This is a genomic window from Spirulina subsalsa CS-330 (genome assembly GCF_028330765.1).
GTDB classification, from domain to species: domain Bacteria; phylum Cyanobacteriota; class Cyanobacteriia; order Cyanobacteriales; family Spirulinaceae; genus Spirulina; species Spirulina subsalsa_A.
Genome location: NZ_JAQMTY010000223.1, coordinates 1 through 11,747, shown reverse-complemented (window position 1 = coordinate 11,747; position 11,747 = coordinate 1). Strand labels below are relative to the sequence as shown.

Annotated in this window: 12 protein-coding genes; 6 read left to right on the top strand and 6 right to left on the bottom strand. The window is 54.8% G+C overall.

The features are described from left to right. Positions 1 to 198: 198 nt before the first annotated feature. Positions 199 to 1,620, top strand: coding sequence for a DnaJ domain-containing protein (locus tag PN477_RS15415; protein ID WP_272115945.1), 1,422 nt, complete (start codon positions 199 to 201; stop codon positions 1,618 to 1,620). Between the two features lie 130 nt (positions 1,621 to 1,750). Here PN477_RS15415 and PN477_RS15410 read toward each other — a convergent pair whose 3' ends face one another. The 3 genes from PN477_RS15410 to PN477_RS15400 are packed head-to-tail and all read right to left on the bottom strand — an operon-like array spanning position 1,751 to position 4,479. Beyond that, entirely contained in the window at positions 1,751 to 3,094 is a 1,344-nt protein-coding gene (locus PN477_RS15410) for an FAD-dependent oxidoreductase (protein WP_272115943.1), read from the bottom strand. Continuing rightward, the gene (cobD, locus tag PN477_RS15405; RefSeq protein ID WP_272115941.1) at positions 3,094 to 4,176 is read right to left on the bottom strand and encodes a threonine-phosphate decarboxylase CobD; all 1,083 of its coding nucleotides are present in this window, start codon (positions 4,174 to 4,176) and stop codon (positions 3,094 to 3,096) included. The genes PN477_RS15410 and cobD overlap by 1 nt, the downstream gene beginning before the upstream one ends. Positions 4,177 to 4,203: 27 nt before the next feature. Beyond that, positions 4,204 to 4,479 carry an HU family DNA-binding protein gene (locus PN477_RS15400; RefSeq protein WP_072620502.1) on the bottom strand — a complete coding sequence of 92 codons (276 nt, stop codon included), beginning with the start codon at positions 4,477 to 4,479 and terminating at the stop codon, positions 4,204 to 4,206. A 467-nt stretch (positions 4,480 to 4,946) separates the two neighbouring features. On the opposite strand from PN477_RS15400, the gene PN477_RS15395 reads away from it, so the two are divergent. From PN477_RS15395 to PN477_RS15385, 3 genes are all read left to right on the top strand, one after another. Next, the gene (locus PN477_RS15395; protein WP_272115937.1) at positions 4,947 to 5,201 is read left to right on the top strand and encodes a 2TM domain-containing protein; all 255 of its coding nucleotides are present in this window, start codon (positions 4,947 to 4,949) and stop codon (positions 5,199 to 5,201) included. Then, positions 5,194 to 5,502 (top strand): DUF3181 family protein, encoded by a 309-nt coding sequence (locus tag PN477_RS15390; RefSeq protein ID WP_272115935.1) that lies wholly within the window; start codon positions 5,194 to 5,196, stop codon positions 5,500 to 5,502. The genes PN477_RS15395 and PN477_RS15390 overlap by 8 nt, the downstream gene beginning before the upstream one ends. Positions 5,503 to 5,581: 79 nt before the next feature. After that, complete coding sequence (locus PN477_RS15385) at positions 5,582 to 6,571, top strand: GAF domain-containing protein (protein ID WP_272115933.1); 990 nt, start codon at positions 5,582 to 5,584, stop codon at positions 6,569 to 6,571. Positions 6,572 to 6,711: 140 nt separating this feature from the next. On the opposite strand, the gene PN477_RS15380 is transcribed toward PN477_RS15385, so the two are convergent. From PN477_RS15380 to ilvC, 3 genes are all read right to left on the bottom strand, one after another. Next, positions 6,712 to 8,235: an adenylate/guanylate cyclase domain-containing protein gene (locus PN477_RS15380; RefSeq protein WP_272115931.1), complete on the bottom strand. Its 1,524-nt coding sequence runs from the start codon at positions 8,233 to 8,235 to the stop codon at positions 6,712 to 6,714. A gap of 153 nt (positions 8,236 to 8,388) precedes the next feature. Further along, positions 8,389 to 9,414 (bottom strand): diguanylate cyclase domain-containing protein, encoded by a 1,026-nt coding sequence (locus tag PN477_RS15375; protein ID WP_272115929.1) that lies wholly within the window; start codon positions 9,412 to 9,414, stop codon positions 8,389 to 8,391. A 306-nt stretch (positions 9,415 to 9,720) separates the two neighbouring features. After that, complete coding sequence (ilvC, locus tag PN477_RS15370; RefSeq protein ID WP_272115927.1) at positions 9,721 to 10,716, bottom strand: ketol-acid reductoisomerase; 996 nt, start codon at positions 10,714 to 10,716, stop codon at positions 9,721 to 9,723. A gap of 104 nt (positions 10,717 to 10,820) precedes the next feature. Between ilvC and PN477_RS15365 the strand changes: the two genes are divergently transcribed. Together PN477_RS15365 and PN477_RS15360 are read left to right on the top strand one after the other, a co-directional pair. Beyond that, complete coding sequence (locus PN477_RS15365) at positions 10,821 to 10,997, top strand: hypothetical protein (RefSeq protein ID WP_272115926.1); 177 nt, start codon at positions 10,821 to 10,823, stop codon at positions 10,995 to 10,997. 140 nt (positions 10,998 to 11,137) lie between these two features. Further along, entirely contained in the window at positions 11,138 to 11,335 is a 198-nt protein-coding gene (locus PN477_RS15360; protein ID WP_272115924.1) for a hypothetical protein, read from the top strand. Positions 11,336 to 11,747 lie beyond the last annotated feature (412 nt).

The following is an 11,747-nucleotide window of genomic DNA, read 5'->3' as shown; positions in this document are numbered from 1 at the left end:
TTGGTGGTCTTCTTCAACTTGGAACCCGCTAACTTTGGTTTTCAAGGTTCGGTTTTGGTGGCTTGGTTATCGCCATTCCAATTCTAGTCCATTAAAGCCGTCCTAGAAGGACGGGGTTTTAAACCCAAAATTTTTGATAATAGGATGCTAGATTAGCTCTGAAGCCTGTGGAAGAGAAGGCATTCAGGGTGAGACGGCATGGCTAATGTTTATCGCTATTATGAGATTCTCGAACTACGTCCGGGGGCATCGGCGAAGGCGATTAAACAGGCCTATCGGCGGTTGGTGAAGCAGTGGCATCCGGATCGTTTTGCGATCGCAACGGGGACAGAACAGGCCGAAGCCGAGCAGCGGATTAAAGCGATTAACGAAGCCTACGCATACCTCAAAGATCATCGGGTATCGGGGCAGCCGTTGGGGGATGAGATGGCCCCCCGCAGCAAGGTGGAAAATGAGGCGGAATGGTACTACATCAAAGGGGTAGAAAAGGCGAAGCAGGAACGCTACAGTGATGCGATCGCTGATTTTTCCCAAGCTATTTTTTTACAGCCGGACTATCTAGCGGCCTATAAATATCGGGCGTTAGTCTATGCAGTGACGGGAAAAGATCGCCGGGCCAATGCCGATCTGCGTCGTGTGGCTCAACTGAAAAAACGCAGCCAAGCCCCCACCCCATCGCCCACCTCAGCGGCCACGGGGCGGACTCGTCCCCCGGCGGTGGCCTGGTCTTGTGCCGGAACCCTGCGCCAACATCGGGCGGGGGTGACGGGGTTGGCGTTGAGTCCCGATGGGCGCTATTTAGTGAGCAGCAGCGATGACGCAACGGTGCGAATGTGGCAGTTGAGTACGGGGCGATCGCTGCGGACCTTAACCGGCCATACGGGGCAGGTTCATTGTGTGGCGGTGAGTCCTGACGGGCGGTGGATTGCCAGCGGGGGGAGCGATCGCACCGTGCGCCTTTGGAATCTCCAAAATGGCCGGTTAGTCCGAACCTTGGGGGGCTGGTTTGGGGGGCATAGCCAGGGGGTGTTTGCGATCGCCTTTCATCCCGACCGCAAACGTCTCGTCAGTGGCAGCGCCGATCAAACCGTGCGCCTCTGGGCGATCAGCAGCGGCAAAGAATTACGCACCTTAACGGGGTATTCCCACACCATTAACGCCGTCGCCATCAGTCCCGATGGCCTCACCCTGGTGAGCAGCAGCCTCGAAAAGTCCCTAAAAATTCGCCAGATGGGGACGGGGCGATTGTTGCGGGCGTTGCGGCAAGAGTATCGGATGACGGCTTTGCTGTTTAATGCCGACGGGTCGCGTCTGTTCATTGCAGGGTCAGATCAGCAAATTCGGGTCTGGGATGTGGCCCTGGGCATGGTGATTCAAACCTATACGGGCCATACAACGCCCATCAGCGCCCTCACCCTGAGCAGCGATGATCAATGTCTGGTCAGTGGCAGCGAAGACGGCATGATCAAGGTGTGGTCAGTGGCAACGGGTCAGGCTGACGATACGATCCATGGGCACAGCGATCGCATCACCGGCCTCGTCCTCAGTCCCGACGGTAACACCCTCGCCAGCAGCAGCCTCGATCACACGATTAAACTCTGGTGGCGCTCCGGTTCCTAGTGCAGCGTCAAGACTTACGATTCGGATTGTCTTGAATGTCCAACGCTCAACGAGACGGTGCGTTACGCTTCGCTAACAGCACCCTACAAACATCCTAATTCTTGGCATTGACGCTGCACTAGGAGCTGAATTAAAACGGCCACCACTGCCGCCAGCGGGAGACGGGGTGATGTTGATGCCAGCGGGTCAGGAGTTCGGCGATCGCTTCCGAAAAACTCGGTTGAGGAAACAGGTGGCTGGGTAAATCAGCCAGGGTCAACCGTTGATCGATAGCCAGGGCAAAAACAGCGATCGCCTCCGATGCCGCCGACCCCAACACCGCCGCCCCCAACAGTTCCCCCGACGGCAACACCACCACCCGACAGAGTCCCGTGGTGGTTCCCCGCAGGGCCGCGCTGGCGCTGTCTTTGATATAGGTCTGATGGCAGAGTACCGCCTCGCCATAGTGGGCGCGGGCTTGAAGCACCGTTAACCCCACCCGCGCAAAGGCCGGGTCTGTGTGGAGAATGACGGGAATGGTGCGGTAGTCCATCGCGTTGCGGTGACGCTTGAGGGCATGGTGAACGGCTTGGGTGGCTTCGGCTTGGGCGAGGTGGGGGAGGTCGTAGCCGCCTAAGCCTGCGCCGATGCCATAGATGCGGGGATGGTGGGTCTGGAGGGTTGCCGTCACGGGAATGCCGTGGGGGTGGACGGTGACTTGGACGCGATCGAGGTGTAGCCCGCTCTGTTCCGGTTGGGGGCGATCGAGCCAGAGCAGCGCATCGGTGGCGAGGGCCTGTTCCGGGAGTTGTAGCCAGGTTTGCCCGTCGAGGACTTTGAGTTGTTGAATGGGGCTGTGGGGAAGTACGGTTACGCCGCTCCCGTCGAGGATGGCCTGAATCCGTTGGACGAGGCTGGGGTCTTCGTGGGGCAGGAGGCGATCGCGACAAATCAAGGTGATCTGACTGCCCAGTCGCTGCAAACTTTGGGCCAGTTCCACCGCATCCAGTTGATGCCCCACGATCGCAAGCTGCGCGGGGAGTTGAGGTAGGGCCAACAGTTGATCCACCGTCAGCACATTCAGCCCGGCTAATTCCGGACGGGCGGTGGTGGTTTCGAGGGCAAGAATATAGGCCCGCGATCGCAGCAGCCGTTCCCCCACCTGTAACCCTAGGGCCGGTTCCGTGACAAACTCCGCCATTCCCGCCACCCAATCCACCCCCGCCATCCCCAACACCGCCGGACTCCATTGCTCCGTAATCGCCGCCACGCCCCCTTGAATCTGGGCGGTGATCGCGGGCCAATCCACGGCAGCCGGTTCGGGTCGCTGTTGAGAACTCCAATAGCGCAGGCCGTAGCGAATATAGGGCGCGATCGCCGGTGGTAGATTGTGATTCACCAGGGCGACGCGGGCCCCTTGTTGGGTGGCTTCGAGGGCAGCGGTGACACCAGCGGGCGTATGGCCCACAATAACCAAATCGTAATCAAACGCCATTAGCAATCATCGGGCGAAAGGGCGGTAACAGTGGTGTGCAACGCGGTGATCAGGCGTTGGTTTTCGGCCGGAGTGCGGACGGCAACACGGAAGTAGCGATCGCCCAATTCCGGAAAACTGAGGCAATCTCGAATCAAAATTTTAGCGGTTTTGAGGAGATGGAGTTGGAGGCGATCGCTGGGAATCTTCGTCCGCACCAGGAGAAAATTCGCCGCCCCCGGTTGCGGTTCTAGACCCGGAATTTGGGCTAAACCCTCGGCCAACGCCTGCCGAGCGGGAGGGAGCCACGCCCAGGTTTGCTGTTGAAAGTCATGATCCTGCAAAATCTCCACCCCCACCGCCGCCGCTAACCCGTTCACCGCCCAGGGGTCGCGCCGGTCTTGCCAAATCCGAATCCGATCCGGATGGGCGATCGCATAGCCCAACCGCAGCCCCGGCAAACTGTAGAACTTTGTGAGCGATCGCAGAATCACCACCTGGGGCCAAGCCGCCACCTGATCAATCAAACTCTCTTGCTGAGACGGCGGCAGAAAATCCATAAACGCCTCATCAACGATCGCCAACTGACTCCGGGCAACCCACGGCACGATCGCCCCTAGGGGCCAGAGTTTCCCCGTCGGATTGTGGGGATTGTTGAGCAGCAGCCCGGACAGATCAGCGGGCAAATCCGGCTCTTGAGGGTGCGCCGGGTCGAGGGGTAACGGCACATCCCGCACTGAAATTTGGAATGCCCGGAGGGCGCGGCGATAATCCGCAAAGGCAGGGGTAAATAGGGTCGTGGTTTCGGTGTGGGCGGCAAGATCCCAGGCGGCCCAGGTCAGGAGTTCCGCCGCGCCATTGCCCGGTAAAATCCAATCCGGGTCGATATTGTGATGGCGGGCGATCGCGCCGCGCAGGTCGGTGTAGTTGGGGTCGGGGTAATGGCTGAGGGTGGGGGTGCTGGCTTGGAGGGCGGCGATCGCACAGGGGGGCGGGCCGAGGGGGTTAATACTCGCCGAAAAATCTAAAAGCTCACGGAAGGAACAGTCAGCAACATGGGTTGCCCAAACTAGATTCCCGCCGTGAGTCGGTCGCGTCTTCATTAGTCCCGCGAAAAATAGCTCACCAAGTTACGGAGCGACTTTTTCCTTGAACAATTTACCGGCAGAGAACGCCGGCACTTTGGTCGCGGGGATTTTCATCGGATCGCCGGTCTTGGGGTTGCGACCTTCGCGCTCTTTGCGATCGCGAGGCTCAAAGGAACCAAAACCCACCAATGTCACTTTCTCGCCATTGGACACCGCTTCCATAATGGCTTCAACGGTGGCACTGATGACCCGATCCACATCTTTCTTGGTCACGCTGGTTTTCTCGTGAACCTGATCGACAAGTTCGCCTTTATTCATTACAAAATCTCCTTGCTGGATTGGCGCTCTCAAATTATAGAGAACAAGTTCAATTACCCTAGACTTCAGCACAAAATTGCTGAAAGCCTCATCGGGTCGTAATTTTACTGACTCATTCTAAGCGTTGTCTAGTCATTGTGGATCGCTGAAAGCCCCATTTTCCCAAGGTTTTTAATATTTCTTTGGGGTCGCAAGGCGCAAGTTAGGCAATCCTTGGGGCAACTCGAATCGCTAAAACCCTATCTCTGCAAAGGCTTTAGCCTTTTTTGCTCAAAAAAAATTGCCGCTTTTTCGCGTCGGCCATCGGCACAGACCCGCCTGGGTCGTGGCTGTTTGCAACACCATTTCGATAAAGAAAGGTTAAGCCTTGCCGCGATCGCAGGCCCCTCCCTAGGATTTACCGAGCCATGGCCCTTCCCAACTCAGGTTAAACTAGTAGTCTATATCGTTAGGTTTAAAAGTCACTCATGCCTCCCCGTTGGCCCCGCAAACCCGATCGCGCAACTGACCCGGCCTATCGTCGTCTGGACGATCGCATGACCTTCGCGGTACATGTGGCAGGATTTCTCGCCTGCAATTCCGGCATTTGGTTTTTTTATGAACTCCAACAGGCGGCCTGGCCGTGGGCGAAATGGGTAACCGGGATTTGGGCCGTTCTGCTCCTGGTTCACTTAATTTACATTACAGCGATCGCTGATTACTCCCTAAACTCCGATGGCTAACTCCAATCCCACCGAAGCAATTGAAGCGATCGCCAGTGCGATCGGCAGTGTAGTCTACATTGACGTTGCGAAATGGCATCTCTACCTCAACGACGCGAAACTTCATACCCTTGTGGCCCAGCGTCTCTATCCCCTCTTGGTTGACAATGACATCAGCGAAGACCGTGTGCTTGAGGTCTTACAGCAAATTCCGGTTAAAGTCGGCGGGGGTAAGCGAGAACTACCACTCCTCGAACTGTTGCCGATGCATTGTCAGGTTGACCTGATGGATGTCTTAGAAGAACTCCAGCATCAGGTCTAGGTCAGAGGATAAACATCAGGGCCGGAGGTCTGGCCAATCGGAGTGAGCCACACAAAACCCCACATCGGGAAAGGGAATTATGAGCGATCGCATCTTAGCTGAACTCTCCAAGGATGAACTGATTCAAGAAGTCGAGCGTCTGCAACAGGAATCCGAACACCTGCAAAAAGTCAAACTCGCCTTTGATGCTCAAGACCAACTGGTGCGATCGCTCGTCTCCATGGGACGCGCCGCCACCGGCCGCCTCATGTTGCGCTCCATGCTGCTCCAAACCATTAAAGTCTCCGTCAAGCTCACCTTCGCCGAAGAAAGTAGCCTCTTTCTCCTCGACATCAACGGCGCTGTCACCGAAAGCATCCTCGCCCGAGGAGCCACCATTCGAGAACAACGGGACGACCTGATCGGCAAAGTCCTCGATCAAGGACTCGCCGGCTGGGTCGTCCAACATCGCCAAACCGGCCGCATCGACGACACCCGCACCGATGACCGCTGGATGACCCTACCCAACCAACCCTACACCGTCGGTTCCGCCCTCTGCATCCCTATCCTGCGCGGTAAAGTTCTCCTCGGCCTGCTCACCCTCACCCACCCCCAACCCCGCCACTTCACCCCCCAACTGGCGGAACTGATGGAAATGTGCGCCACTCAGATGGCCCTCGCCTTGGATAATGCCCGGCTCTACATGCTCGAACATCAAAAGCAAGAAGCCACGAAGCAAGAAGCCAACACCAATCCAGACGAAAACGCCGCCGATCTTTCCCAAGTCGGAATTTTTATCATCTCCGATACCGGCAAGTTTCTCTATGCCAATCCCCGCGTCGCTCAAATTTTTGGCTATGAATTTGGCGAATTAGTAATCCTAGAATCAATCCTCAAACTCGTGTCCACCACCCATTATCGTGAAGTGGCAGAGCAGATGCAGCAATGTTTCCAAGGCTTTAACCCGATTCTGTCCTGTCAATTTCAAGGGCAACGCAAGGATCGCCGCGTCGTCGGGGTGGATGTCTACGGAACTCGCACCAAGTTTTACGGGAAGTATGTGATCATCGGTGTGCTCAGTTTGACCTAGTGGCGTGACACAGCCAAAATGATACTTTATTGTAGGGTGGGTTAGGCGGCTTAAACTCCTGCCATCACTGTAATCTAGCAATCCGCCGTAACCCACCGGTTAAGGTGTGTCGTGACACTAGTGCGGTGGATGCCTCGGTGCTAGGCGGTTGAGGGGGGGGAATCCTGGGGCGATCGCGCCAACCAATAGGTCATCATCTCCCCGCGCCCCTTCACCAACACCGTGCCACGCGGTTCAATCAAAAACTGATCCTGGAACGGCTTCAGGTGTTCGTAGGTGGTTTGGGTGACTTGAACACGGTTCGGTTCCCCCTGAGACTCCATCCGCGAGGCCACATTCACCGTGTCCCCCCACATGTCATAACCAAACTTACTCACCCCAATCACCCCCGCCACCACAGACCCCGTATTGATGCCAATCCGCAGGGCAAACTGTTTCCCGGTTTCTGCGTTGAATTGCTTAATGTAGTCCAACAGTTCCAACGCCATCCGAGCGACACGGGGCGCATGATCATCGCAGGGGTACGGCAACCCCGACACCGCCATATAGGCATCCCCAATGGTTTTGATTTTTTCGAGGCCGTGACGAGCAGCAAGGTGGTCAAAGTCGGAAAAAATCGTGTTGAGAATTTCCACCAGTTCCGTTGAAGACAGTTCCGTCGATAATTCGGTGAAATTGACCAGATCGGCAAACAACACCGTGACGCTGTCAAAATAGTCAGCGATCGTGCTTTCTTGATTTTTGAGGCGTTGGGCGATCGGGGCAGGCAGAATATTCAGCAAGAGGGTTTCGGAGCGCTCTTGCTCTTGGCGGAGGGCGGTTTCGGCTAGCTTACTGGCGGTGATATCCCGCGCCACCCAGAGCACGAGTTCGCCGGACAAGGGGGAAATATTCGCCGAAAACCACCGCTGCCCGGAGGCTAGGGACATTTCGTACTCCACATTGATGGTTTCTTGGCTAGCGAGAATCCCTTGGATGGTGCTGAGGTAGTGGTCTACCTCTGTTGCTGGGACGATATCCCTAAGATTGGGGGTGGTGTGGGGAGGGTTGAACCGGAGGCGACTGTGATCGAATTTGGTGGGGGCAACTTTGCGGCAGAGTCCCTCACGGTCAAAGACGAGGATCATGTCATTCATGGCGGCAAATAGGGCCCTGAGTTCGGCTTCGGAGGCTTGCAGGGCTGCTTCGATCAGGATGCGATCGCGAATTTCCTGCTCCAACCGCTGATTTTGCGACTCCAACGTCCGCCGCAATCGCAACAAATCCAATTGATGCTCCACCCGCACCAACACTTCCGCAAATTGAAACGGTTTCGGAATATAGTCAGCCGCCCCCACCCCAAAGGCCTTCACCTTATCCACCACATCATTGAGCGCACTAATAAAAATAATCGGAATATGCTGTGTGATCCCATTCTCTTTCAAGCGTTGGCACACCTCATAGCCATCCATCCGGGGCATATTAATATCGAGCAACACCAAGTCCGGCGGTGACACCTGGGCCGCCTTCAGGGCCATTTCGCCACTGAGGACACTCCGCACCTTGTATCCTTTGCGGGTCAGCAATGACGACAGTAAGCGCAAGTTGTGGGGTGTATCGTCCACCACAAGGATATCGGCCGGAATATCAGATTCAGATAAGGGGAGCGGAGTAAGTTCAGCCATCAATGGAGATGAAAGGGACGTGTCCCTGAACAATCGTCGAGGAAAAGCATTGCGAGAAACACAGTGAAATCACACAGAACAGATTCAGACCATCCACCCTCCCTTATTGTACGGGGTGATTTAGATCACATTCAGGATGATCTGTCTAGTTATTTAGGAATTTTTGGCGGCATCATAGTGAACGATGCGATTGCGCCCAGCGGATTTAGCTAAATAAAGTGCTTCATCGGCTTGGGCAATGAGCGCGGTGGGTTCCTTCTCAGCGGTAAACCCGATGCAGGCAATCCCTAAACTAACGGTAACCGTGTCTTGAATTGTAGATTTTTGATGGGGAATCGCGGCAATGTTGACATGGCTTTGAATTGCTTGGGCAACGGACTGAGCTAGATCACGATCCGCCTGGGGCAAAATCACCCCAAACTCTTCCCCGCCATAGCGGGCGAGGAGGGCATGGGGAGGAGCGATGGTATCAATGGCCTGTTGGGTCGCTTGGACGAGGCGTTGGAGGCAGCGATCGCCCTCCAAATGCCCGTAATGATCATTAAACGCCTTAAAAAAATCCACATCATAGAGAATCAGTGCAATAGATCCCGCATCCGTCAACAGAGTCCACCAACGCTGCAAATATTCATCAAAGTGACGACGGTTAGACGTACCGGTCAATCCATCTTGGTTCGCCAACCCTTGCAGCTTTTCATTGGCCATTTGCAGCGCCGTTTCCACCTTGACCCGCTCTTGAATTTCCAGTTGCAATTGTTGATTGCGCATTTGCAATTGTTTTTGCAGCAGACAGATTTTAAGCTGATTCTCCACCCGCGCTAGCACCTCAGCCCATTGAAAAGGCTTGGTAATGTAGTCAACCCCCCCCACTTCAAACGCTTTAACTTTATCCGTGACCTCATTAAACGCACTAATGAAAATGACCGGGACATCTTGCGTGAGAGCATCGGATTTTAGCGCTTGGCAAACTTCATACCCATTCATTTGGGGCATACTGATATCGAGCAAAATTAAGTCGGGTACGGCGGAACGGGCAGCCCGTAAACCGATTTCACCATTGATCACACCCCGCACGTCATACCCATGATTGGTCAGCAAGGTCGAAAGTAAGCGCACATTATTTGGCGTGTCATCAATGATCAGAATATTGCCCTTTGCTGGTTCTGAGGGTTGGCTCATAGCGAAATAACAGACAAGGTTTAGATAGAAAAACCATCGGGGCAATAGATGGTTACCGAATACAATATCCTAATCTATCGATTCTCCGCAGCTATCCCCATACCTCAAGGTGAGTGCTGAAGATAGGAATTGAATCTGGATCTCCGACAAGCAGATTACTGTTTGGGCAGAGGCCCCGAATGCAGCACCGCTGTTAGCAGGGTTGTCTTGCCTCCAGACTGTAAATCCCCGATCATTCGGGCAGCCCAGAATGATCAGGGATTTGGTGACGGGGAGTTCGAGGCTGAATCGGCCTAGAACATTGGCTTAATTGTCTTTGAGCCAGCTAAACATGGCGCGTAAGTCTTTGCCGACTTCTTCGATCACATGTTCCGCTTCTTGACGACGCATGGCGGTGAAGCCAGGGCGGCCCGCTTGGTTTTCGAGGACAAATTCGCGGGCAAATTGACCACTTTGGATTTCTTTGAGGATTTGGCGCATTTCGGCGCGGGTTTCGTCGGTGACGATGCGCGGGCCACGGGTGAGGTCGCCGTATTCTGCGGTGTTGGAGATACTGTCGCGCATATTGGCCAAACCGCCTTCGACGATCAGATCCACAATCAGCTTCACTTCATGGAGACACTCAAAGTAGGCGAGTTCGGGCTGATAGCCGGCATCAACGAGGGTTTGGAAGCCGGATTTAATCAAGGCGCTTAAGCCCCCACAGAGGACGACTTGTTCGCCGAAGAGGTCGGTTTCGGTTTCTTCCCGGAAGGTGGTTTCGAGGATGCCGGCACGAGTGCCACCGATGCCTTTGGCGTAGGCCATGGCGCGATCGCGGGCTTGACCCGACGCATCTTGATACACCGCAAACAGGGCGGGCACGCCTTCCCCTTGGGTGTAGGTACGGCGCACTAAATGTCCGGGGCCTTTCGGAGCCACCATCACCACATCCACATCACTGGGGGGAACCACTTGGCCGAAGTGAATATTAAAACCATGGGCAAAGAGCAACACTTTACCGGCGCTTAGGTTCGGGGCAATCTCTGCGGTATAGACGGTTTTTTGGACTTCATCGGGCAACAAGATCATGATCAGATCGGCAGCTTTGGCGGCATCCGCCACAGAATGCACGGCCAAGCCTGCGTCTTTAGCTTTGGCGGCTGAGGAACTGCCTTCGTACAGACCCACCACCACATTCACCCCGCTTTCTTTGAGGTTGAGGGCATGGGCATGACCTTGGGAACCATAGCCAATGATGGCGACGGTTTTGCCATTCAGCAAGTCTAAATTAGCGTCTTCATCATAGTACATACGAGCCATAAGGAAATCTCCTGAAGCATTAAATATAGTCAGACAGACTTGCTATTTTATCAGACGGCTGTACAGTCCTCCCCTCCTCGCGCCATGCTGAAGGGGCTAAATGGATGGGTGGAGTCGTCCGATCGCAGGAGGAAGCTTTTTTCGATGCGATCGCTACCCCCTCCCCCATGATTTCCGTGCAGAAACGGGGCGATCGCAACAGTCCCACCTCCCCCGACCCCTCACCCAGCCCCATTCTCAAACTCTCCGGACAATTCGCCGTGACAAACATCACGCTTTGATATCACCAATATCACTCAATATTAGTATTTAGATCAGGTTTAGGTGTGGGTAAGTTCACAGAGATCCAAAGGGCATATCACGGGATTTAGTTGCGAAAACAGTGAAGATAGAAACATCGAGAGCACAACCGTTTAAGACCATGTTTTACGACCTTCAACTCATCCCCGGCGCAATCTACGCCATCCTCGCAGACGTTGCCGAAACCCACACCTTAACGCTCAGCGATCGCTTCGGCTTAATGGCCGCCGTCATGGACGAACACCTCACCGAAGACGAGTGCCGCGCCATTAACCGCCTCCTCCGTGCCGTCCAACGCGGTCGCGTCTCCCTTGCCTAATTTTCGCGCCCGACACCCCATCGCTTCACAATCAAATATCCCATGCTCTCACCTCAGCTCGGACTCCTCCGGGCTGATTTTTTGATTGCCCCTACTGCGCCCTCAAAATACTGCCAACACCCAAAAAAATGAGTGCATCCCAGTTATGCAATCCCTCACCTAACCCTCTCCTGAGGGCTACTGCTTATACATAACGTTCCAATGTTGGCCTCGTCTGCGTTTGATCCCCCTAAATCCCCCTTTTTAAGGGGGACTTTTTTGCGTTCCCCCCTTAGAGGGTATCTGTGAAGAAAAGATAAAGAAGAGGGGGTAAAAGCCTCAAAAGATGGAAAAAGGGGGTAAAACGCAAGAGAACAGAAAATGCCTAGACAAGGATACCCCAGCGATGTGAGCGACGCAGAATGGGAAATCA